General features: G+C 68.8%; 17 protein-coding genes. 9 read left to right on the top strand and 8 right to left on the bottom strand.

All coding sequences use genetic code 11. The features are described 5' to 3' along the window. The first annotated feature begins 7 nt into the window (after positions 1 to 7). The 3 genes from QCZ28_RS12035 to QCZ28_RS12025 all read left to right on the top strand — a co-directional run bounded on the left by QCZ28_RS12035 (position 8) and on the right by QCZ28_RS12025 (position 4,084). Positions 8 to 499 (top strand): hypothetical protein, encoded by a 492-nt coding sequence (locus QCZ28_RS12035; RefSeq protein WP_279516724.1) that lies wholly within the window; start codon positions 8 to 10, stop codon positions 497 to 499. Beyond that, a complete protein-coding gene (locus QCZ28_RS12030) occupies positions 496 to 2,148 on the top strand; it encodes an oxidoreductase (RefSeq protein WP_279516723.1) in 1,653 nt (550 codons plus the stop codon). The genes QCZ28_RS12035 and QCZ28_RS12030 overlap by 4 nt, the downstream gene beginning before the upstream one ends. 802 nt (positions 2,149 to 2,950) lie before the next feature. Further along, positions 2,951 to 4,084, top strand: coding sequence for a site-specific integrase (locus QCZ28_RS12025; protein ID WP_279516722.1), 1,134 nt, complete (start codon positions 2,951 to 2,953; stop codon positions 4,082 to 4,084). Between the two features lie 390 nt (positions 4,085 to 4,474). On the opposite strand, the gene QCZ28_RS12020 is transcribed toward QCZ28_RS12025, so the two are convergent. Both QCZ28_RS12020 and QCZ28_RS12015 read right to left on the bottom strand, forming a co-directional pair. Then, positions 4,475 to 5,749 carry a recombinase family protein gene (locus QCZ28_RS12020; RefSeq protein ID WP_279516721.1) on the bottom strand — a complete coding sequence of 425 codons (1,275 nt, stop codon included), beginning with the start codon at positions 5,747 to 5,749 and terminating at the stop codon, positions 4,475 to 4,477. A 295-nt stretch (positions 5,750 to 6,044) separates the two neighbouring features. Further along, positions 6,045 to 6,845, bottom strand: a complete 801-nt coding sequence (locus tag QCZ28_RS12015; protein WP_279516720.1) for a helix-turn-helix transcriptional regulator — start codon at positions 6,843 to 6,845, stop codon at positions 6,045 to 6,047. Positions 6,846 to 6,963: 118 nt separating this feature from the next. Between QCZ28_RS12015 and QCZ28_RS12010 the strand changes: the two genes are divergently transcribed. Then, positions 6,964 to 7,413, top strand: coding sequence for a VOC family protein (locus tag QCZ28_RS12010; protein WP_279516719.1), 450 nt, complete (start codon positions 6,964 to 6,966; stop codon positions 7,411 to 7,413). Between the two features lie 126 nt (positions 7,414 to 7,539). Further along, positions 7,540 to 9,042 (top strand): multicopper oxidase domain-containing protein, encoded by a 1,503-nt coding sequence (locus QCZ28_RS12005; protein ID WP_279516718.1) that lies wholly within the window; start codon positions 7,540 to 7,542, stop codon positions 9,040 to 9,042. Here the strand turns inward: QCZ28_RS12005 and QCZ28_RS12000 are convergent, their stop codons facing one another. Together QCZ28_RS12000 and QCZ28_RS11995 are read right to left on the bottom strand one after the other, a co-directional pair. Further along, positions 9,043 to 10,080, bottom strand: a complete 1,038-nt coding sequence (locus tag QCZ28_RS12000) for a medium chain dehydrogenase/reductase family protein (protein ID WP_279516717.1) — start codon at positions 10,078 to 10,080, stop codon at positions 9,043 to 9,045. Between the two features lie 16 nt (positions 10,081 to 10,096). Continuing rightward, positions 10,097 to 10,537 carry a hypothetical protein gene (locus tag QCZ28_RS11995; protein ID WP_279516716.1) on the bottom strand — a complete coding sequence of 147 codons (441 nt, stop codon included), beginning with the start codon at positions 10,535 to 10,537 and terminating at the stop codon, positions 10,097 to 10,099. Between the two features lie 213 nt (positions 10,538 to 10,750). Between QCZ28_RS11995 and QCZ28_RS11990 the strand changes: the two genes are divergently transcribed. Further along, positions 10,751 to 11,392, top strand: coding sequence for a DJ-1/PfpI family protein (locus QCZ28_RS11990; RefSeq protein ID WP_279516715.1), 642 nt, complete (start codon positions 10,751 to 10,753; stop codon positions 11,390 to 11,392). Positions 11,393 to 11,549: 157 nt separating this feature from the next. Then, complete coding sequence (locus tag QCZ28_RS11985; RefSeq protein WP_279516714.1) at positions 11,550 to 14,252, top strand: LuxR family transcriptional regulator; 2,703 nt, start codon at positions 11,550 to 11,552, stop codon at positions 14,250 to 14,252. 59 nt (positions 14,253 to 14,311) lie between these two features. On the opposite strand, the gene QCZ28_RS11980 is transcribed toward QCZ28_RS11985, so the two are convergent. Further along, entirely contained in the window at positions 14,312 to 14,755 is a 444-nt protein-coding gene (locus tag QCZ28_RS11980; RefSeq protein ID WP_279516713.1) for an ester cyclase, read from the bottom strand. Between the two features lie 114 nt (positions 14,756 to 14,869). Continuing rightward, positions 14,870 to 15,514, bottom strand: coding sequence for a DUF998 domain-containing protein (locus QCZ28_RS11975; RefSeq protein ID WP_279516712.1), 645 nt, complete (start codon positions 15,512 to 15,514; stop codon positions 14,870 to 14,872). Positions 15,515 to 15,635: 121 nt separating this feature from the next. On the opposite strand from QCZ28_RS11975, the gene QCZ28_RS11970 reads away from it, so the two are divergent. Continuing rightward, positions 15,636 to 18,806, top strand: coding sequence for a BTAD domain-containing putative transcriptional regulator (locus QCZ28_RS11970; protein ID WP_279516711.1), 3,171 nt, complete (start codon positions 15,636 to 15,638; stop codon positions 18,804 to 18,806). Positions 18,807 to 18,943: 137 nt separating this feature from the next. Here QCZ28_RS11970 and QCZ28_RS11965 read toward each other — a convergent pair whose 3' ends face one another. Beyond that, the gene (locus QCZ28_RS11965) at positions 18,944 to 20,074 is read right to left on the bottom strand and encodes an NAD(P)/FAD-dependent oxidoreductase (RefSeq protein WP_279516710.1); all 1,131 of its coding nucleotides are present in this window, start codon (positions 20,072 to 20,074) and stop codon (positions 18,944 to 18,946) included. Between the two features lie 140 nt (positions 20,075 to 20,214). Next, positions 20,215 to 21,606 carry a glycoside hydrolase family 43 protein gene (locus tag QCZ28_RS11960; protein WP_279516709.1) on the bottom strand — a complete coding sequence of 464 codons (1,392 nt, stop codon included), beginning with the start codon at positions 21,604 to 21,606 and terminating at the stop codon, positions 20,215 to 20,217. Positions 21,607 to 22,114: 508 nt separating this feature from the next. Between QCZ28_RS11960 and QCZ28_RS11955 the strand changes: the two genes are divergently transcribed. After that, a complete protein-coding gene (locus tag QCZ28_RS11955) occupies positions 22,115 to 23,521 on the top strand; it encodes an RICIN domain-containing protein (protein WP_279516708.1) in 1,407 nt (468 codons plus the stop codon). Positions 23,522 to 23,550 lie beyond the last annotated feature (29 nt).

The following is a 23,550-nucleotide window of genomic DNA, read 5'->3' as shown; positions in this document are numbered from 1 at the left end:
AGGAGCAATGTCAGCATCCATCCAGCCGCCGCCCGAGATCGACCAGCGGCCGGCGACCGGCAAGATCCGGCGCGCCATGTCCGCCATCGTCGGCCTGGTGGTCATCGCCGCCGGACTCGCCGTAGCGGCGGCACCGGCACAGGCAGCGTCCGGCTGCCGCAGCGCGCCCTACAGCGCCAGCTTCGGCCTGGCCGACCACTTCATGGTCTTCGACGGCGTGGAGGTCGCATCGGCACCGCGCACGGGGACCTACCGCACCACGAGTCAGTGCCGCGACATCCAGGTCAAGAACACCGGAGACGGCGGCAGCTGGGGCGCACCCTTCAATGCGTGCGTCGTCTACTCAGGCCGGGCGACCTGCTCAAACGGCTGGACGTACGTGCCGCCGGGGCAATGGAGGAACTTGGCCACCAACGTCAAGGACGGCACCCGTTTCAACATCTGGATCAGTGTCAACCTCGGCACCTACAACGGCGCCTACGCGGTCGGTGACTGGTGAACCAGCCGCTGACAATGCCGACCGATCAACCTCGACTGGGCGGCGAACGGGAGGCAGCGTCGGGACTTCGGTCCCGCGCTGCCCTCCGGGCAGCCAACGACACCCAACGGGCACCAAACCAAGCTGGCAAAATCGCCGTCATCACCGGCGCCAACGCCGGCATCGGCTACCAAGCCGCCCGTCAACTCGCCGCAGCAGGAGCAACCGTCGTCCTGGCCTGCCGACACCCCGGCCGGATGGCAGAGGCGGCCCGAGCCATCCGCAAGGAGTTCCCCAACGCCGCAATCGATGAGGTCAGCATCGACTTGGGGAGTCTCCGTTCCATCAGAGCGGCGGCCAGCATCATCAGCGACAGCCACCCACACGTCGACATCCTGATCAACAACGCGGGGGTGATCGGCGAGCCCGGATGGCGAACGCTCGACGGCTTCGAATCCTGCTTCGGCGTCAACCACTTGGGTCACTTCGCGTTGACTGGGCTCCTGCTGGACAAGCTGATCGCCGCGGCCGACGCGCGGATCGTCACCGTCAGCAGCACCGCCCACCGCGTCGCACGTCTGAACCCGCAAGAATGGCCCAGCCCACAAAGCCCCAACATCTACCACGCCTACGCCGCGAGCAAGCTCGCGAACCTTCTGTTCGCCTACCACCTGCACAGCCTGATTGCAGCAGCCGGAGCCCCGATGCGCAGCATCGCGTGCCAGCCGGGCTGGGCAGCAACACGGCTCCTGTCGCCCCGGCCGCGAAGCCCGAAACACCGAGCAAGCCTGGCGGCGCTACAGGCAGTCGGCACCCTCATCGCTCAGCCGGCAGAAAGCGGCGCGCAGCCCTTACTGCGCGCTGCCACTGCCGACGTTCCGTCCGGTGTATACCTCGGGCCAAGCCGTTGGTGGCGGACGCGGGGTCCCGCCACAATCGAGAGATCGAGCGCCAACTCTCATGACGCACAGGCGGGCCGCCTGCTGTGGGACCTGTCGGTCGAACTGTGCGGTGTGGACTATTCAGCTCTCGCGGGATCCGCGGCAGCCGACCTCACTCCCGATCTTCCCGGAGATCGCGGTACCTCCGAACCTCGGAAGGTGCCTAATCAGCCGGACGTGAGACCAGAACCACTTGTCCTCCCGGATGGTGAGGTCCTCACAGTACGGCCCTCCACCGCAGCAGACGTTGGGGCAGTGGAGGAGCTGCACCGAAATTGCTCAAACCGAAGCCGTTACCAGCGCTACATGGGCGGCTCATCGCCCACGCCGGAGAAACTGCGCCGCCTGCTCGATCCACCACAGGGCCTCACCCTTCTCGTGAGCGAGGACCGGTCAGAGCACGGCCAGCCGATCATCGCTGTGGCAAACCTGATCGCTCAAGGTGCTGATGCAGAGGTCGGTCTCCTTGTGCGAGATGACTGGCAGCGGCGCGGCATCGGGACGGGCCTGCTGCGGCGCCTGCTGGACTACGCAGAGAAGTCCGGCAGAAGGGCCGTTGTCCTGCATCTCCAATCACAGAACACGCCGATGCTCCGCACCGTGGCGCGGCTCGACTGTCGATCTGAAGTCAAATGCGAAGGCTCAACTGCCTTCCTGAGGATCTCCTTGACTGCGGGCTCCACCTCCAGCGAAGGCGCCAATCCGCAGGGAGGAGTCCCGGCGGTGTAGGGGGCAGTGATGCTGCTGTTTCTGGGCCGGTCGGGCCAGAGGTTTATCGAGGCGGCCCGACCGCCGGAAGGGGAGGGGCGAGCGACAGGCATGACCATTGTCCTAGGACGCTCTAGCGGCCGTTCTGCGACTCACATTGTGAATCCGCTTCTGGGCGCAGTCGTCGGACAGCGCGTTCCTGGTACTCCGGCTCGCTACCTGAACCAGGGGTCGGGAGCGCCGGATTTCGTCGAGTTGGCCCGTGAGTCGTGATTCTTCTCCGCAGAGGATCATCTGCGCATGCTGTCGGGCCATTAAGGACCAAGGGAAGCGATGAGAGGGGGAGGAGTGGCATTGTCAAGCGAGGATTGGTCCGATCGGGACGTTGGCGAATTTGCCGATCGGCCGGTTGTTGGTGGCGCTGAAGCCTCTCTTCGAGATAGGCCCCGAGGCTTCCCTCTTGTCAGCCTGATTGAAGTCGAAGAGAACTTGCCATTCTACTGTTGCGTTACCTCTGTTAACGATCGAGGCCGTTTAGCCGACCGATCGGCTCTCCGCTTCATTCGATGGGCTGCCCTTCAGCCGATCGAATATGCAGTCGAGCCAGGATTAGTCATTGTGACAAAGTCAGATTCAGGCAGTTGGACGGTTACCAGGCAAGGCCACCTCCGCCTTCCACTAAGTGTACGAATTGCCGCTGCTATCAGGCCGGTAGATCGTCTCCTGATAGCAGCGGATTCACAAGGGTTGGAACTCCGTTTATTCACGATGGGCAGGCTCGGTCGGGCACTCGAGCTCCAGCGATCTCTGCGAAGGACAGCTGATGGCTGACGCCGAGCGTCATCGCCCAGCAGGCGGTGCAGAGTTGGAGGCGCTGCGGTTCCTGATCGATCGGCTAGGAGTGACAGCCGAAGAAGTCTTCAAGGACGTCAAGCCGGCGAGAGAAATCCCGACCTTCGAGGAGTACATAGCAAGGGTTTCCGGCGCGGTCGCCGCGGGCACTCGGCGGGTTTACGGGACTTACTGGCGGAAAATCGGAGAAGTCTGGGGCGACCGGCGTATCGATGAACCGTCTCCCATGGAGATAAGACACCTCGCCGAATTCATTAAGAAAAACGTCGTCGTGCGGCGGAATTCACGTGGCGGCCGTACCGCAGTGGAACACTTCATTTCTGCTATGCGCTGTCTATACGGCTACGCGGTAGCTGATGGGCTAATTTCCGAATCGGCGAATCCTGCTGTGCGCGTCGCGAAGCCTCGTCGCCTTGCTAGCACTCGCAGGGCACTCTCGGATCATCAGTTGATTGCGATAAACAAAGAGGCGGCTAGCGGCGGAAACGATCCCTGGCTTGACTCGATTCTGCTTAGGCTTCACGAGGAGACGGCCTGTAGGCGGGGTGGTGCTCTCGCGCTTCGCCGAGACGACTTGGACCTTGACGATTGTTTGGTGCAACTACGAGAGAAAGGCGAAACGGTTCGGTGGCAGCCCATTTCGCCCACCCTGGCGCGCTCTCTTGCGCAACTCAACGACGATCGAGGGTCCGGCGGCCAGCTCCTGAGGTACCGGAATGGGGCGCCAATCACGCGCCGTCGTTACGACTACATTTGGAAACGGTTAGGTAAGTCGTTGCCTTGGGTGACCACGCAGCAAGTTAGCACTCACTGGCTTCGTCACACGACCCTAACGTGGGTAGAGCGCAACTTTGGCTATGGGATTGCTCGCGCGTACGCAGGGCACGACGGTAGATCTGCTGCTGGCACGACAACGACTTACGTCAAAGCGGACATATATGAGGTGGCGAAAGCGCTCAGTGCGCTTTCTGGCGAAAAGCACCCACTAGTGGCTGAGCTTGCGTCCGGCACTGTACGACCAAGGCCCGCGCGGGATGCCGGCGCGATGCCGGCCGCGCCATTGTGGCTGGATGAGCCGCTAGCTGAGAAAAAGTTCCTCAACTAGCGGCTCATAAGCGAGCGAATTTTCGCGATTCGGCGCTCCACCCGCCATTGTGGAGGTTGCCGACGCTAATCTGGTTGCCTGCGCGGGAGCAGGAGCGGGAGCGGGGCTCACAATGCGGTCGGGCCGGAGCCTTGGATAGATGGCGGCCGGCGCGCGCAGCCCGGGGGGCTGCGTGGCTGTGCATGCGTGACCTGACCCCCGCTTCTGGCCGGATTCATCCTGGCCGACACGGCGAATCTTCGTACGGAGCGTCACAATGTCAGCGGCCTCCGTGCTACTCTGGCCAAAGCAAGTCGGGCTGTAACCTATAAGGCATGTGCACTCGATGGGTGCACACATGGTACCGGTGGGGGTTCAAATCCCCTCGGACACATCATTACCACATATCGATCATGATCCGCGCAGGTTGACCTGCGCGGATTTTTCTATGGTTGGTGTGCAGTGTTCCTGGTCGCAGACGATGGTGATCTTCCTCCCGTGTAGGAGTGTGACCAGGTCGTGTGGGGTCTGGATGCCGCTGGGGAGGCGTGGATGGTCGGCGAGTCGGGCGATGATGTGGTCTTCTCTAAGGTAGAGGATCTTGCGTCGGGGGTTGGTGGGCTGTCGGGTGCTGGTGTGGCCGTGACGGCATCGGTAGCCGGGGCGTTGGTTGATCCAATGGGATTCCAGTCGTCGGCCGCAGGGTCCGCAGCGCAGTAGGCCGGTGAAGAGGTAGCGGCGGGTGGTGCCGTCGTGGGCGCCCCGGTGGGAGCGGATGGCCTGGACCGCGACGAAGTCCTGCTCACTGACCAGCGCGGTGTGAGCCTGTTGCGTGGAGACCACCCAGTCCACGGTCGGGTTCCGCCGGACGGGTTCTCGCTCCGAGCGGCTGGCATCGGTGTGGTTGTGCGCGGGTTGCCGGTTCCAGACCTGTCGGCCCGTGTAGCGCGGGTTGGCGAGGATCGCCGCGACTGTTCGTAAGGTCCACCGGTCACCACTGCGGTGGGGATTGCGGGCGGAATCGATGCCCGACGGGCACGGTATGCCGGCGTCGTTGAGGGCGCGCGCCATGCTGGCGAGACTCTGGCCAGCCAGGCGTTGGGCGAACATCCACCGCACGTGTGCGGCCGTGGCCGGATCCGGTTCGAGGCGTTGAAGCCGGCGACCCCAGCGCGCCTGGGCGGCGTTCGGATGAGGGCCGGCGTCGGTGAGTCGGTAGCCGTACGGCGGCCGGCCTCCGAGATACCGTCCCTGCTCCCGCGCTTGGGCCCGCATCGCCGTGACGACCCGGAACCGGGCGCGCTGCACCTCGCGTTTCGACTGGGCGCCCAGCATCAGGATCAGCGCCTGGTGGGTCGGGTCGTGGTAATCGACAGGCCCGTCCGTCTCGGGCAGCCACAGCTGCACGCCGTGCTGTTCGAGCACCGGTGCCAGGTGCTGCAGCTGATTGTCGGAGAACGCCCGCTCGTACTCGCCGACCACAATTGCGTCGAACCCGCGATCTGGGTCGTCGAGCGCGGCCAGCAGCGCAGCGGCCTGCGGGCGCTGCCGCCAACCGCGGCGTCGAGAGCAGCCGACATCGAAGTATTCGGCGACGATCACCCCGTGACCGGCGACGAGCTCACTAGCGCAATCCCGTTGCCAGTGCCGGGACGTCACCCGGTCCTGGTGCTCGACGGTCGACATCCGACCGTAGAACACAAACCGCAGGCCACTGCGCCGCCGTGCGGACGGTGGTGCGCTGGCTTGCGGTTGGCTGTTGAGCCATCGATTCAGGGGATCGTCCAGATCGTCATGCGGGCTGTCTGACACGCCGATATTCCTACGAAGGATCTTCGCGGTCAGGTCGGACAAGTAGTCCGCTGGCGTTCATCACCGTAGCCGGGCATCTCGGAGGCGTCGTCAGCGCCACCTCCGCGGCTTCGACGACGAATTCGCACCGCGACGGTCTTGATGGGGGGTGCCGCGTAACCGGCCCTCGTCAACCCAGTCGGTCCAGCTTTTCGCGGGCGGTGGTGTCGGGTCGGGGTGTGAGGACGACGAGGCGAAGGTCGGTGTTCCGAGTGGTCAGGACGTTGGAGTCCAGCGGGATTGGGCCCACGTCCGGATGTACGGCGGTCTTGTGTGCGCTCTCGTGCAGGGCTACCGCGCCGAGGGCCCAGAGGCGGCGGAACCGGTCGTTGCCCGCCATGCGGGTGACCAGCGCCGCCACGTCGGGATCATTCGGGTAGCGGGCGCTGGTGGCGCGCAGGTCGGCCACCAGCGACTGTTCGAAGTAGGCGCGCTCGGTGTCGGTCTGGCGGACGCGGGGATTACGGGATTCGAACTGGACGATCAGCGCGTTGCGGTCGTCGGCGGATGCGTCCGTGGGATCGCCGAAGACGGCCGCGAACAGCCGGTTCCAGTGCAGAAGTCGCCACGCGGCGTCGTAGACGGCCGCCGGGACGTCGCCCAGGTGGTCGATGACGCGGTGCAGGCTGCCGGGGATCCGGCAGGGTATCCGGTCCGGGGCCGTGGCGAAGCCGGCAAGGCGCATCAGGTGCGCCTCCTCGTCGTCGGAGAGTCGTAACGCGCAGGCCAGGGCGGCGCACACCTGCGCCGACGGCGTGCCGGCCCGGCCCTGTTCGAGGCGTGCCACGTATTCGGGGGAGATGCCGGCCAGCGTCGCCAGCTCGCCGCGTCGAAGCCCGGCGACGCGGCGAGGTGATGCGTTGGGGACGCCGACCGCATTCGGGTCCGTACGCTCCCGCCAGGCCCGCAGCGCAGCGCCGAGGTCACTCATGACCACATGATCCGCCATCGGTCTGGGGACTGGGTGGTATCAGCGGTACGCGGAAGATCCGTGCCTTCCACCACCGTGGCTCGCTCGCCAGGATGGGTTCATGAGCAGAGTGACGAGAATGAACCATATTGGCGTGCCGGTCAGCGATCTGGCCCGATCGGTGACGTGGTACGAGGACGTCCTCGGCATCGCGCCGAGCGGCGTGACGATCTCCGCCACGAACCCGGCGATCGGTGCGGTCGTCGAGGTCGAGAACGCGTCGATGCGGGCATCGTTCGCGCTGGCCGGTGACAACGTCCTCCTGGAACTTATCCAGTACGACAGCCCGCAGCCGAAGTCCTTCACCGGACGCAACTGCGACGTCGGGGTGATGCACCTGTGTTTCGAGGTCGACGACCTCGATGCGGCGCACCGGGATCTGGTGGAGCGGGGCGTGCACGTCAACGCCGATCCGGTCGTGCTCCAGGACGGCGACGGTGTCGAAGCGGGGGCGTTGGCCGGCACCAAGATCCTCTACCTGCGCGATCCCGACGGCATCCAGCTGGAACTCTTCGAACTGCCTGCCTAGGAGCCACCGTCCTCTGGGTTCCGGCATCTTCGGCCGGGACCCGGAGGGATGGCCCCTGGTGCTGCCCTCATGGCTACGCACTTGTCGCCGACGCGATGGCATCGCCGGCTGCGAAACCCTTGTCTCATGAGACGTCGTACGGTGTTGAAGGCATTCGGGTGGGGAGTCGGGGGCGCGGTCGCCCTGGGTGGCGGTGGCTTCGGCGCCTACTACCTGAGCGTGAAGCGGGACACCGTGGGAAAACTTGCCTTCGACACGGCGTTGTCGATTCCCGCCCTGGCCCGGTCGACGAGCGGCGCCTCGGGCGCCCGTGTCTTCACGCTCGGCATCCAGCCGGGTGAGACCCGGTTCAAGGACGGGAAGGCCACCCGCACCTGGGGTGTGAACGGCACGTACCTGGGCCCGACCATCCGGGCTCGGCGCGGCGAGCGGGTCGAGTTCGCGGTGCACAACGGCCTGGACGAGGCGACGTCGCTGCACTGGCACGGCATGCACCTGCCGGCGGTGATGGACGGCGGCCCGCACCAGACGATCGCGGCCGGAGACACCTGGGCGCCGCGGTGGACGATCGACCAGGCCGCCGCGACGCTCTGGTACCACCCGCACGTGCACGGCGCGACCGCCGACCACATGTACCGGGGCGTGGCCGGGCTGTTCCTCGTCGACGACGAGCGGGTCGAGGCGCTGAACCTGCCGTCGGAGTACGGCGTCGACGACGTCCCGATGATCGTGCAGGACCGGGCGTTCGACGGGGACCAGCAGTTCGTGCAGCGGGAACCGCTGACGGGCTCGCTGGGTGTGATCGGCGACGAGATCCTCGTCAACGGCACGATCGGGCCGTACTTCGACGTCACTACCCGGCTCGTGCGGCTGCGGATGCTGAACGGCTCCAACGCGCGCCTGTACCACTTCGGGTTCTCCGATGATCGGCGCTTCTCGCTCGTCGCCACGGACGGTGGGCTGCTCGCCGCGCCGTGGGAGACCGACCGGCTGTACCTTTCGCCAGGGGAACGCGCGGAGATCGTGGTGGCCTTCGAGCCGGGGGAGCGGGTGGAGCTGCGTTCCTACCCGGCGGCGCACGGCGGGTTGCTGGGACGGCTCGACGGCTTTGACGACCGCTTCGACATCTGCCAGTTCCGGGCCGCGGGTTCGCTGTCCGCCACCGCCGCTGTGCCCGCCGTGCTCGGCGCCGCACCGGACCTTGCGGGCCGCACGGTTGCCCAGGAACGCTCCTTCGTGCTCGCGTCGAACCGGATCAACGGTCGCTCGATGGCGATGGACCGGATCGACTTCGGTGTCCGGGAGGGCACCGTGGAGGTGTGGGAGGTGACAAACGACAACGGGTATCTGCACAACTTCCACGTCCACGACGTGCAGTTCCAGGTGCTGACGGTCGATGGCGGTGCGCCGGAGCCACCGTTGCGCGGCTGGAAGGACACCGTCCTGCTGGTCCAGGGGAAGCGCTACCGGCTGGCGCTGCGCTTCCGGGGCCACACCGATCCGAACACGCCGTACATGTACCACTGCCACCTGCTCGCCCACGAGGACGACGGGATGATGGGTCAGTTCGTCGTCCTGGGCGAGGGCGAGCAGGTCGGCGTCCCGCCGGGTCACCACCGGCATCCGTGATCAGGGCACCAGGATGATTTTGCCGGCGACGGTGCGGGACTCGGCGAGCGTCAGCGCCGACGCGGCCTCGGTCAGGGGGATCTCCGCGGCGATCTGCGGGTCCAGCACACCGTCGGTGAGCAGCCGGAACACCTGGGTCAGGTCCTCGGCCAGGCTGCGCCGGAAGGCTGCCAGATCACGATGGCCCGCCCAGAAGTTGTAGAAGTAGGCGCTTCGGTGGTTGGGCAGGGTGTGCCAGAGCTTCAGCTGCGCGAAGAGCTTCAGTACCGGCAGCCGCGAGTTGCCCGCCTCGTCCTTCGTCGCCGCCGTGCCGTAGGACACCAGCGTGCCGCCCCTGCGCAGCAACTGCCAGGACCGTTCCACGCCGGGGCCGCCCACGTGGTCGAACACCGCGTCCACACCGTCCGGGGCCAACGCCCTGATCCGGTGGTACATGCCGGGCTCGCGGTAGTCGACAGGGGTGGCGCCCAGCGCGCGTACCGCGTCGTGGTGGCGCGGCGAGGCGGTGCCGATGACGCGGACGCCGGCGTGCCGGGCCAGCTGGACGAGCGTGGAGCCGACCCCGCCGTTCGCCCCGAGCACGACGATGACGTTCCCGGAGCGGACCTTGGCCAGCCGGTGCAGCATCTGCCAGGCGGTGATGCCGTTGACGACCACGGTCTCGGCGGCGGCGGGGGACACCCCGTCCGGCACCGGAACCAGGTCGGCGGCCTCGACCAGCACATGGGTGGCCCACGCGCCGATCTTGGTGACGGCGGCGAACCGGCGTCCGACCAGGTCGGTGTCCCCGCCGGGCCCGACGGCCGCGACGGTGCCGACCAGGTCATATCCGGGTACGAAGGGGAACGGCGGCTGATCGTAGTACTTGCCCCGGCGCATCTGCTGCTCGGCGAACGACACACCGGTCGCCTCCATCCGCAGGACGACCTGTCCCGCAACCGGCGCGGGCAGCTCACGGGCGCGTACCTGCAGCCCGCTCGGGTCGACCACGCCCGGTAGGACTATCTCGGTCGTGCTCGTGGTGACGGGGTTGGTCATGACGGCGTTCCTCCGGTCAGCGGTTGTCGTCGGGGCCCAGTGCCCCGCGGCGCCAGGTGTGCCAGCCACGGCACAGCACGTAGGCGGCGATGGTGGTCGCCGAGACGAACCCGTCGGCGAGCAGGGTCCGCAGCGCGTGCGGGACGTCGAGGATGAAGGCGGCCTGGACGGTGACCGCGAGCTTGTGGAACAGCAGGAGTTCCCACATGCCGCGCTGCTTGCGGGGTGCGATCGCCAGCATGGCCCACATCCCGGCGAAGACGATGTAGGCGCAGGTCCGCCAGTACTCGGTCAGGATCAGGTCGTCGGAGAGACCACCGAGGCGGGAGACGCCCTCGACGAACGGCACCAGGGTGGCGGCTGCCGTGATCGCCATCAGGATGCGGCCGGTCCGATCCTGCCAGCGTGTCGGTGCCGCGGCTGGTGCTTCCGCGATGACATGGGTGCGGAATGTCATGAGATTTCCTGTCTGCTCAATCACTTCGTGCGCGTGGACAGGGAGACCATCGGTCATCGGAGAGCGGCGTCGCGTCGGTGGGAATTGCGTAACCGTTTCGGTCGTCGCGGATGCGTCGGGTGACGTCGGGTGGCTCGCCCGGGCCAGAGGCGGCATGTCGACGACACGTGATGGAGCCGGAACCGGAGGCTCGATGGGGACGACTAACGAGGCATGACAGCTCACCACCGGCCCGGCGCGGCGACCGGTCCGCTGCGCGTGCAGGTTCTCCTGTACGACGGCGTCGAGGAGCAGGACTTCGTCGGGCCGTACGAGGTCTTCAGTATCGCCCGCAGTGCCGCCCGTGCGTCGCTGACCATCGACTACGTCACCGCCGACGTCCCGCGGACGATCACCGCCGGTGGCGGCACCCGGGTCGAGGTCGGTACGGGTTGGTCGCCGTGGGACGCGGATCTTCTGGTCGTGCCGGGCAGCGGCTTGACCGGCCCGACCCGGCCCGGTGTCGAAGTGGAGATCGCGAAGGGTGACCTACCGGGGACACTCGCCGCGGCACCGCGCCCCGGCCTGGTCGTCGCCTCGGTCTGCACTGGCGCGTTGCTGCTCGGCGCGGCGGGTCTGACTCGTGGTCGGCGCTGCATCACGCATCAGATGGTCAAGGACAAACTCGCGGCGTTCGGCGGCATCGTCACCGAGGCCCGCGTGGTCGACGATGGTGACCTGGTCACCTGCGGCGGCGTCACCTCCGGGCTCGATCTGGGACTGCACCTGGTGCGCCGTGGGTTCGGCGCGGATGCCGCCGATCTGGTGACGCGGGTCCTGGAGTACGAGCCCCGGGGCGCCGTCTGGTCCTCATGACCCGCGTCGTCCGCTCGATCGTCAGCGGGCGGTCACCCGGTCGCTGACTCGGTCCCCCATCAGCGGGAAGCGGCAACCGTCTGGCTCACTGCAGGAGGCGAACAGCGTGACTTCCCGGCTGCTACCTTCGGATCGGGCAGGAGGTAGCCTGGCCGGCGTGCGAACCGTGGCTGGCTCCCGGGGCTCACTGGTCGGCAGGTCGGTCGAGCTCAAGGTTCTCCACGAACTGACCGGGGAGGCGCGGGCGGGGCGGGGCGGTGCGCTGGTGGTGCGCGGCGAGGCCGGCATCGGCAAGAGCACGCTGCTGGCACACGCCCGCGACGCGGCGTCCGGCGTACGTGTGATCCACGTGGCCGGGGCGGAGTTCGAGCGGGAGCTGCCCTACAGCGCGCTGCATCAACTATGTGTGCCGGTGCTGGGTCACCTCGCGGACCTGCCCACCCGGCACGCCGACGCGCTCCGGGTCGCGTTCGGGCTGGCGGCGGGCACGCCCGACCTCTTCCACATCGGTGTGGCGACGCTGGGTCTGCTGGCTGCCGCGGCCCAGGTACGCCCGCTGCTGTGCGTGGTCGACGACGCCCACTGGCTGGACACGGCGTCGGCGAGGGCGTTGACGTTCGTCGGCCGGCGGGTGGCCACCGAGCCGATCGCCATGGTGTTCGCGCTGCGGCTGCCCGCCTCGGACGAGCTGCACGAACTGCCCGGCCTCGACCTCACCGGGTTGACCGACGCCGAGGCGCGGACGGTGCTCGCGGCCCGACGGCACCTCGTCCTCGACGAGCAGGTGCTCAGCCGACTGCTCGCCGAGGCCCGGGGTAACCCGTTGGCGTTGCTCGAACTGCCCGAGGCGGGCGGCTTCGGGCCGCCGGACACCTCCCCGGTGTCGACCAGGATCGAGCGCAGCTTCCAAGCCCGGCTGTCGGCACTGCCGGACGACGCCCGTCTCCTGCTGACCGCGGCGAGCGCCGACCCGACGGGCGATGCCGCCCTGGTGTGGCCGGCCGCGCGACTGCTGGGCATCGACGTGCCGACCGCCAGCGCCGGCGTGGCCGCGACCGGGCTTGTCGAGTTCGCCGCCGACATTCGCTTCTGCCACCCGCTGGCCCGGTCCGCGGTCTACCGGGCCGCGTCGGCGCGGGAACGACAGCGGGCCCACCGGGCACTGGCCGAGGCGACCAACGCCGGCACCGACCCGGACCGGCGGGCCTGGCACCGCGCCCAGGCCACCGTCGGCCCCGACGACGACGTCGCCGCGGAACTCGTCCGATCGGCCACCCGTGCCCGGTCGCGCGGGGGCGTGGTGGCCGCGGCGGCCTTCCTGGAACGGGCGGCCGAGCTTTCCCTGGACCCCGCCGGCCGGGTCGAACGAACGTTCGCGGCGGCGCAGGCCGCCCTCGTCGCGGGCCGTCCCGACCGGGCCGCCATCCTGGTCAGGGCCGTCGAGCACACCGGGCTCGACGAGTTCCAGCTCGCCCACGCCGACCTGGTGCGGGGACAGGTCGCCTTCCAGAGCCATCGGGACGAGAGCGGCCCGGAGTTCATGATCCGCGCGGGTAGGCGGTTGGCCGGGTTGGATCCGGAACGGGCCCGCAGGTGCTTCCTGGACGCGATCGAGACGAGTCTGCTCGTCGGCCGGGCCAGCGGCGTGCTGGACCTGGCGCTGGCCGCCGTGCGGTCGGTGCCGGCGACCGCGTCGCGTCCGCCGGACGTGCTGGATGCGCTGGGCCTGCTGAACTCGGCGGGCCATCGCAGCGCGATACCGCTGATCCGGCAGGTTCTCGACGGCCGCCACGGTTCCAGCAGGCCCGGCTGGATCGAGCACCCCGCGCTCGCCCTCATGCTCGCGGCGGAGATCTGGGATCCCGATCGGTATGCGGCGATCGTCGAGTGGCTGGTGCGGACCGGCCGCGAGTCCGGTTCGCCGCTGTTGCTGCGTCTCGGGCTCGCGCAGGCGGGGTCGTACGGCGCGCTCACCGCCGACCCTGGCCTGGCGATGGCCTCGATCGCCGAGGAGGAGGCGATCGCCGACGCGATCGGCGGGCCGCCGATGCACTACCACCGGATCCATCTGGCGGCCATGCGTGGTCGCCGCGCCGAGGCTCTCGCGTTGTTCGACAGGGCCACGGTCGCGGCGACCACCAGCGGCAGTGGTCTCCTGACCGGCAACATCGACTGGGCGTCGGCGGTGCTGCACAACGGCCTCGCCGACTATCCGGCCGCACTGGTGGCCGCTCGTCGGGCCGTCGCGGACGGCACCCTCTTCCTCGCCAGTTTCTCCCTGCCCGAACTGGTCGAAGCGGCGGTCCGCTGCGGTGACTCCGACACCGCGGGTTCGGCGCTGGAATCACTCGTGGAACGCGCCGATGCCAGCGGAACCGCCACCGGTCTGGGCATCGCGGCGTACGCCCGAGGGCTGGTGACCGGGTCCGAGGAGCAGTATCGGACCGCCGTCGCGCACCTGGAGGAAAGCCCGTTGTCGACCTATCGGGCCAGAGCCCATCTCGTGTACGGAGAATGGCTGCGACGCGAGGGCCGCCGGCGGGACTGCCGAACGCACCTGCGCGCGGCACACCGCCTGCTGTCCGAGGCCGGATTCGATGCGTTCGCCCGACGGGCCGCCGTCGAGCTGCGCGCCACCGGGGAACGGCCACGCCAACGGTCATCACACGCGGACGACCAACTGACGATCCAGGAGCTGCACATCGCCCGGCTGGTCGCCGCCGGTGCGACGTCAAGCGAGGTGGCTGCCCAGCTGTTCATCAGCCCGCGCACCGTCGACACCCACCTGCGCAACATCTTCCGCAAGCTCGGCATCAACTCCCGCCGGCAACTCCGGCACCGGTCCGATCTCGGCGCGTGACATCGCCGGCCCGGCCGGCGGCTGCGCGGCGCCGGCCGGTCCAGCTGGGGGGAATTCGGTCAGACAGCGGAAGGCTCGGCCGGCTGCACGCGCAGTTGGGTGAGGAGCAGCAGCATGTCGGAGTTGAGCCAGTACTCGACGATCTGACCGTCGCGGACGCGCAGGAGGTCGACGCCGGTGAAGTCGACGGGCGTGCCGACCGGTGCGCCGGCGCCGGGGAAGCCTCCGCCGTAGGTGCCCGTGGCATGCCAGCGCAGGGCCAGCAGGTCGTCTTGGACGATCGGACCGACCTCGATGTCGAACACCAGGTCGGGTAGGGGACCGCGAAGCTGTGCCACCCAACCGGTCATGGCCTTGGCGTCGTCGATCGCGCTGCCGTCGCCGCCGTCGGCCAGGGCCGCGTGCACCCTTACGCCGGGTGCGATCAGTTCATCGACGTCGCTGAAGTCTCCGTTCCACAACGCTTTCCAGGCACCGACCAGGCGGGTGATGTCGTCGCTCATGCCATCTCCATGTCTCTCGTGGTCAACCGCGCAGCGGTCCGCACGGGATCACCGTGCCCTGGCGATTGCGCGTCCGCGTCGGCAGAACCTACGTATGCCGGAATATTCCGGCGGCTATGCGCGGCGTCTGCGCAGTGCCGCTCCCGCGAGGATGAAGCCGATCAGGAACGGATAGATGATCCCGCGTTCGAAGAGGCCGATGAGTACGTCCGCACCTGAGGCCACCATGGTTCCGAAGGCCACGAGCGAGAGCAGGCCGAACGTCCCGGACATGGTCAACAGACGGCCCAGCCCGGACGACATTCCGAGTAGCCGATACGCTCGACCGAGCAGGATGACGAGCACGTTGCCGGCGACGAAGGCCAGGATCGCGCCGATTCCGTGGTAGTCGGTGCCGTCGGTGCCGCCGTCTCCTGGGAACAGCCCCACCAGGACCATGCCGACCGCCAGTACGACCGCCGAGATGACGGTCGCCGCCCGCCGCCCACCCGGCAGGCCCTTCAGCATGGCGACTCCGGCCAGCGCGGCCAGGCCGGTCAGCCCGAGTCCGGTGTTCATCACCGGGGCCAGCGGGGAGTACATGTACTGACCGAACGCGGTGAGCGGCCCGTGGACTCCGAGATTGCTGATGAAGTGGTGGGTGTAGCTGTAGGGCGGATCCGTCCACGCCGCGGCGGCGACGAACTCGCTGGTGAAGTAGATGATTCCGCTGGCCATGAGTGCCACTGCGGCCGCGGTGCGCTGCCTGATGTCGGTCACGACGTCCTCCTGTTGGTGAATCAGTGGCGTCAGCTTGCGGCGCGGCGCTGACACGCGGCACACATCGCGCGGACACCGCCCCGCCGCCGGACCGGACAGCTGAGCGCGGGAGGATCGGCGGATGGACGGAGCTGAACGGCTACGGATCACGCTGCTCGGCGCCTTCCGGGTCGCCCGTGGTGACACCACCCTGGCCGTACCCGGAACGCGCCTGCGGAATCTGCTCGTCCGGCTGGCGCTCGCTGGCGGCCGGCCGGTCGCACCGGCCGTGCTGGTCGACGCGATCTGGGGGGAGGACCTGCCGTCCGACCCCACGCAGGCGCTCCAGCGACTCGTCTCCCGGTTACGCCGCGCGCTCTCCCCGGACGCCCCGGATCCCGCCATGGTCCGGCAGGTCGCGGGTGGATACCGGCTGGCGGTGGAGGCATCCGATGTCGACGCCGTGCGGTTCGAGGAACTCGCCGCGACCGGCCGAGAGGCGGCATTCGCCGAGGCGGTGGCACTGTGGGGCGACCGGCCCGGCGTCGAGCCCGCAGTCATCGCGGCGGTCGCGCCCACCGTCGCGACCCGCCTGGTGCAGACCTCGATCGAGGTGGTCGCCGACCTCGCCGGTGCTGAACTGTCCTCCGGACGGGCCGAAGCCGCGACTGCCCGGCTGTCCGTGCTGTTACGGGAGCAGCCGGGACATGAGCGGGCGGCCGCCCTGCTGATGGACGCGCTCGCCAGTCTGGGGCGACAGGCGGAGGCTCTCGCCGTCTACGAGCGGGTCCGCGAGGCGTTGGCCGACGTGCTGGGTGCCGATCCCGGTACCGCCCTGCGTGAGCGTCATCTGCGACTGCTGCGACCCGAGCCGCCCGGACCGGCGCCCGACGCCCCGACGGTCGTGCCCGGGCTCCCGGCCGGGAGCCTCGGGGCCGGGCGGCCGAATGCTGACCTGCCCGTGCCTCTGACCAGCTTTGTCGGCCGCGATGACGACCTTGCCCGGATCTCCGCCCTGTTCACGGCCGGCCGGCTGGTCACCGTCGTCGGACCGGGCGGCGCCGGAAAGACCCGCCTCGCGCTGGAAGCCGGCCGCCGCCACCGTCACGACTACCATGACGGTGTACGGCTGGTCGACCTCGCATCCGTCACCGACTCCACCAAGATCATAATGGCTCTGCTCGCCGCGATCGGTCTGCGGACCGGCGGCCCGCTCGGGCGGACCGGCGACGACGAGTTCCACGTCCTCCTCACCGAACTCAGCGGCCGGGAGATCCTCCTCCTGCTGGACAACTGCGAGCACCTGATCGACGCCGTGGCGCGCGTTGTCTCCTCGCTGCTGCCCCGCTGTCCCGGCCTGCGGGTGCTCGCCACCAGCCGTGAACCCCTCGCGGTCGACGGCGAGGGGCTCGTCCCACTGGCTCCGCTCGAACTGCCCGGCCCGGATGCCGGCGTCGCGCAGGCGCGGCAGACCGCGTCGGTACGCCTGTTCACCGCTCGCGCTGCCGCCGTACGCCCGGGCTTCGATGTCGACGAGACGACGCTGCCCAACGTCGTGCGCCTCGTGCGTGGACTTGACGGCATGCCTCTCGCGTTGGAGTTGGCCGCCGCCCGGCTTCGGACGCTGTCGCTGTTCGACCTCGCGGAGGGGCTGGCCGATCGGTTCCACCTGCTCGGCAGGGGCAGCCGCACCGCACCGCTGCGGCACCGCACCCTGCGCGCGGTGATCGCGTGGAGTTGGGATCTGCTCGACGCCGGCGAGCGGGCCGTCGCGGAACACGTCGCCATCCTGCCCGGCGGCGCCACGGCCAGCTCCGCCACCGCGGTCTGCGAGGGGGGCGTCGATGTCCCGAATGTGCTAGCCGCACTCGTCGACCGGTCGTTGCTCCAGCTCGATCCGACCACCGGCCGCTACCGCATGCTGGAAACGATCAGGGAGTACGGCAGGGAGCGGCTGGCCGAGACTGGCGCGCTCGGGCGGGCTCGTGACCTGGCCGCGGCCCACTTCGCCGCGCTGATGGCCGAGCAGGATCCCCGGCTGCGTGGACCCGGCCAACTGGCCGCGATCGGGATCGTCGACGCAGAGTACGACAACATCCTTGCCGCCCTCGACCATCTGTGCGCCGCCGGGGACGCCACGGGTGCGATCGCTCTCGCTCTCGACCTCACGTGGTACTGGCAGATGCGTGGCCGCCATGCCGACGGCATCCATTGGCTGGGGGAGGCGCTGGCGGTGGCGAATGGCGAATGGACCGTCGCACGCGACTGCGCCCGTGCCGCCTATCTGCTCAACCGAGCGGACATCACCGCCGGCGTCTCCGCGCGGTCTGAGGTCGACGAACGAACGACGGTGCGGGAGCTGGCCGGTCGGCTGCTCGCCCATCCGCACCTGCCGGGCCACTTCCGCCTGCTGGGTTCGATCCTTCTGTTTCTCCAGGACGAGCCGGCCGCGCTCGCGACCTTCACGCGTTTCACCGACGGCGACGACCGGTGGTCGGCCGGGCTGGCGCACATGTTCCAGGCCGAGATCGCTGAAAAGGAAGGGGCGCTCTACCGGATGCGCCGTCACGTCGAGGTGGCGCTGGACCACTTCCGGCGCATCGGTGACCAGTGGGCCACGGCTGCCGTGCTACCGATGCGTGCGGCCCTGCGGCGGTACGACGACGTCGACGGCGCCCTGTCCGACCTCACCGAGGCCCGGACGTTGACCGGCCGATTCGGTGCGCTCGGCGTCAGCGACCAGTTCCACAGCGACCTGCGCTGGATCGACCTGCACCTGCGCCGCGGTGACACCGATCTGGCGGCAGACCTGCTCGACGCCGCACGAGCGCGTGCCCGGCGCGCGTCCTCGACGGAGATGCTGGTCCTCATCGACGTGCACGAGGCGGCCCTGAGGGTGCGGCTCGGCGACCTGGACCGTGCGGGTGACCTGATCGACGCCGCCGAGCGGGGGCTGTCCGTCGTCCCGGCCTACCCGACCGATCACGCCCGCGCGCTGGTGAGTAGCACCAGGGCGGCGCTCCTTCTGGAACTGGGCGACCTGCCCGGCGCGGACGAGGCGCTGGCGGTAGCGCACGAGGCGGCCCGGGCCACCCGGGAGCGGCCGGTCCTCGCCCAGGTGACAGTACAGATGGCCGCGGTTGCCGCCCGGCGGGGAAGACATCACGAATCGGCCGCGCTCCTCGGTGTCGCCGCCCGCCTGCGCGGCGCGCACGACCACACCGACCCGCAGGTCAGGGAGCTGACCCGCAGGGGAAAGGCTGCGCTGGATGAGGACGGGTTCGACGCGGCGTACGCGGCGGGTCGTCGCTGAGCGCAGCGGACCACGGTGCAGGTGGCGGCTGCCACCCGCACCGTGACCGACAGCGACCGGTAGCGCGGCGCGTCACGCCGTCGCGGACGGGCCGGACCTGCTGTCGACGGGTAAGCCTTACGTCCGGCGGGACCGGCTCACGGGCGCTCACCTTCCTCGGCCAGAAGCGCGAGCACGCTGTCGGGTGGCGTGTCGCCGAAGATGCTGGCCATCAGCTCGTCGTCCTGCGGGACCTCGGCGGTACGCGGGAACATGGCCTGTTCGTACTCCGCGATGGCGGCCTCGATGTCGCCGGGGCGGGCGGCGAGAGTCTTGCCGAGTTCGGCGCCGTCCAGCATGGCGAGGTTCGCGCCCTCGCCGTTCGGGGCGACCAGGTGCGCGGCGTCACCGAGCAGCGTGACGCCCGGGACGCGATCCCATCGGTGGCCGAGCGGCAGTGCGTGCAACGGCCGCAGGACCGGTCCGCCGTCGGCGTCGGTGATCAGCGCGGTGAGTTCGGGGGCCCAGCCCTGGAACTCCTGAACGATCCGGGCGGCGGCCGTGGCGCGGTCGGTGAAGTCGATGTCGTCGAACCAGTCCAGCGGGCGGGTGAGGGAGACGTAGGCGTGCAGGGTGTCGCCGCTCTCCCGGTGGGCGACGATCCCTTCGGTGGCCGACGGCGCGTACATCGATCCCTCACCGACCATCTTCGCCACCCTCGGGTGCCGGGTGGTGGCGTCGTACAGGTGGGTCTCGACGTACGACTCACCGGTGTACTCCGGAACGGCGTCGGACAGCAGCGGCCGGATCCGTGACCAGGCGCCGTCCGCACCGACCAGGAGTTCCGTCTCCACGGTCGAGCCGTCGGCGAAGGTGACCGCGTGGCGACCGTGGCCGAGACCCCGTACGGTCCTGGCCTTCGCCCCCCAGCGGACCGTGCCGGTCGGGAGCGAGTCGAGCAGGATTCGCCTCAGGTCGCCGCGCTGTACCTCGGGGCGTCCGCCGGAGCCGTCGTCGCCCTTCTCGAACAGCACCGTGCCGTCCGTGCCGAGGAACCGCATCGCCTGGCGGCCCGCCAGGACGATGCGGCGGAACTCGTCGGTCAGCCCGGCGGCCTCGATGGCGAGTTGCCCGTTGTAGTCATGGATGTCGAGCATTCCGCCCTGCGACCGTGCTGCGGCCGTGGCCTCGGCTTCGTAGACCTCCACCGGCATGCCGTGCCCGGACAGGACTCGGGCCAGGACGAGACCGCCGAGCCCGGCGCCGATGATGGTGACTGGGTTGTTCATGATGCCCTCCCGGTGCGCGGATCGCTGCTCGCCAACAGTCGCCACCGCCGCTGACGTCTGGCTCTCACGGCGCGGACACGGCGCACCACCAGCCGTCCTGCGGTCACCGGACCGTTCCGCTCGGCCGCCGGGCGGAACGACTAGGACGTGACCCGGAAGGTGGCGCTCTGGCGGTCCGCCGCCGGCGAACTCGCGCTGAGGGGGTCGATGCGCAGCACGTAGTTGCTGTGCCGTAGGTAGCGGTCGGGGAAGTTGTAGGAGCGGAACGAGGACCAGGAGCTGTCGGCCAGGCCGGCGGTGCGGTAGAAGGTCGCGTCGGCCCGGAAGAGGGCGGTGTTGTCGTTGGCGGCGAGCCCTGCCACGTACCCGCTGTGCCGCAGGTAGTTGCCGGGGCGGTTCACTGACTCGAACGACACCGCGGCGGAGTCGGCGAGGCCGGGCACTATGCGCCACATCTGGTCCTGGTAGGGGTCGAAGGGGTACGGGTCGATGCGGACCGATCCGTTGGAGTGCCGGACGTAGTAGTCAGGGAGGTTGGACGACTTCAGCCGGACCCAGTTCGGGGTGCCCCAGCGGCTGGTGGCGGCGTTGTATTCGGCATCGGTGATGCCGGTGATAGAACCGTGCTTGCTGTTCAGCGGTGGCGTGTAGTCCCGCTGGTTCATCACCGTCCACGAGTTCCCGCCGACACTGCCGGTGGACCAGAGATACATGTCGTTGTTGACGGGGGAGAACGAGTCGCCCCACAGCCACCAGGCGCCGCCGTCGTTGCGCGGGACCAGGTGTGCGCCCTCGATGGCGTTGCCCTGGCGCAGGCCGCTGGTGTAGGTGGTGAAGCTGTTGGGGGCGCCGGTGGCGGACCGGGCGCCGTAGAGGTTGCCGTTCGAGAGGTTCTTGTAGAACAGGTACGTCACGCCGCCACTGACCCGGATGTCCGCGTCCAGGACGGGGAAACCCGGGCTGAAGTAGGTCTGCGGGGCGCTCACGGTGCGGAAGTCGGATGTGTAGTTGACCAGGAACAGGTCCGTGGTGGTGTTGGCCGAGTAGACGATGCCGTACTGGCCGCGTCCAGCGTCCCAGAAGACGGTCGGTGCCCAGGTGTGCACGTTGCTGTACGTGTGCATCTGGATTCGCCGGTACCCGGTGAAGCTCGTCAGGTCCGTCGAGTCGTAGACGTGCAGGTACTGGCTGTTGCGTCCGAAGTTCGTGCCGTAGAGGTCGGTGGCGACCACGACGAAGGTGCCGTCCTGCTTGCGGTAGATGTACGGGTCGCGCAGGCCGAGGTCGCCGGCGGTCGGGGTGACGACCGGGTTGTTCTGGTTGAGCGGCGTCCAGTTGAGACCGTCGCGGCTCACGGCGACGTGCAGGCCGTAGTTGGCCCCGGTGAAGCTCGGCGACTCGGTGAAGTAGGTCATGGCGTAGGCCGTGTAGGTGGCCGCCAAGGCGGGCCGCGGGCCGAGGGACAGGCCGGTCGTGGTGAGCGCGGTGGAGGCGAGGGCCCCCAGGGTGAACTGCCGTCGGGTCAACGCCATGGTGTGTCGGCCTTTCTGGTCGCAGCGGCGTACGGGCTGACTGGGGCGCGGAGTGTCCCCGGCTTGTCGTCGCAGCGTGACCGGAGTCGAGTGGGGCTGCGACGCCGCCGGTTTCGGGTGCTCCGGACGGATCTTGGCGCGCGCCGAGACCCAGGCCGAAGGCATGCGTGGTCGGTGCGAGCCATGCAGCGAGGTAAATGTGATCGATAACATAACCCGCTCGTAACGTCGCCGCAAGACCAGTCGGCTGGTCGTGTGCATCCGCTGTAGAAGCGGCGCAAGACATCAATGGTTACAACTTGACGAACGTCATGTGATCGATCACAGTCGGAGGGCGGGCCCCGTGATGTGGTCCGCATGCGGGTCACACGTCGACTCGGGATTCCGCTCGGTCGGACGGGTGCGCGCCCTGGTGAACGTCCGAAACCAGATGCTCCTCGGTGGCTGCCCTCCGTCACAGCGTGGCTCGTTCGGGGCCTCCGGTCCAACCATCGTCATTGGAGGAATCATGGTCTCTCTCGCAAGACATCTGTCGCTCGCGTCGCTCCGGCCACGCGGGTGGCTGGCCCGGGCCACCGCCGCGGCTGCGGCGGCGATGCTGGCCGGTGGTGTGGTCGTCGCGGTTGGCTCGACACCGGCCGCCGCGGCGACGGTAGACACCAGTTCCTGGTATGTACTGCTGAACCGCAACAGCAACAAGGCGCTGGATCTGTACAACTTCGCCACGAACGACGGGGCGCGGATCACCCAGTGGACACGTAACAACGGCAACCAGCAGCAGTGGCAGTTCGTGGACTCCGGCGGGGGTTACTACCGGTTGAAGTCACGGCACTCGGGCAAGGTGCTGGACGTGGCCAACTGGTCGACGGCCGACGGCGCGGCCGTCAACCAGTGGACCGACCAGAACGCCGCCAACCAGCAGTTCCGGCTGGTCGACTCCGACGCCGGCTACGTCCGCTTGGTCAACCGGAACAGCAACAAGGCGGTGGAGGTGCAGAACGCCTCGACCGCCGACGGCGCGAACGTCGTTCAGTACGCCGACTGGAACGGGGCGAACCAGCAGTGGCAGCTCGTCCGGGTCGATGGTGGTACGACGCCGACGACCCCGCCGCCGTCGGGCAGCGGCACCGCCGGCTGCGGCAAGGCACCGGGCCTCGCCAGCGGTACGCACACCATTGCGAGCAGCGGCAAGAACCGCAGCTTCATCCTGCGGATCCCGTCCAACTACAACCAGAACACCCCTTACCGCCTGGTCTTCGGGTTCCACTGGTGGGGCGGTACGGCGATCGATGTGGACACCGGGCAGACCGTGGATCGCAACACCTGGTCCTACTACGGGCTCCAGCGGCTGGCGAACAACTCCACGATCTTCGTCGCGCCGCAGGGCATCGGCAACGGCTGGGCCAACTCCGGCGGCGAGGACGTCACCTTCGTCGACGACATGCTCAGCCGCATCGAGGCAGCGCTCTGCGTCAACACGCGGCAGCGCTTCTCCATCGGGTTCAGCTACGGCGGCGCGATGAGTTTCTCCCTGGCCTGCTCCCGTCCGAGCATCTTCCGCGCGGTCGTGGTGCAGTCCTCGCCCGGCACGCTCAGTGGCTGCAGCGGCGGCAGCCAGCCCGTGGCGTACATGGGCGTGCACGGCATCGGTGACAACATCGCCAGCGGACGCGCATTGCGCGACCGATTCGTCACCAACAACGGCTGCACGCCGCAGTCGCCCCGCGAGCCGTCGGCGGGCAGTCTTACCCACGTGGTCACCACCTACTCCGGCTGCCGATCCGGGTATCCGGTGGTCTGGGCCGCGTTCGACGGCGGGCACATCGCGGCGCCCCAGGACGGCGCACCCGGCGACAGTGGTCCGCGGACCTGGGTTCCCGCAGCGGCGTGGGGCTTCATCACCCAGTTCCAGTGACCGTACCGAGGCCCCGTAGCGCACCAGCG

This window comes from Micromonospora sp. DH14 (assembly GCF_029809455.1).
GTDB lineage: Bacteria > Actinomycetota > Actinomycetes > Mycobacteriales > Micromonosporaceae > Micromonospora > Micromonospora parva.
Note: the sequence above shows the minus strand (reverse complement) of the source record. Positions and strands in the feature narration are given on the sequence as shown.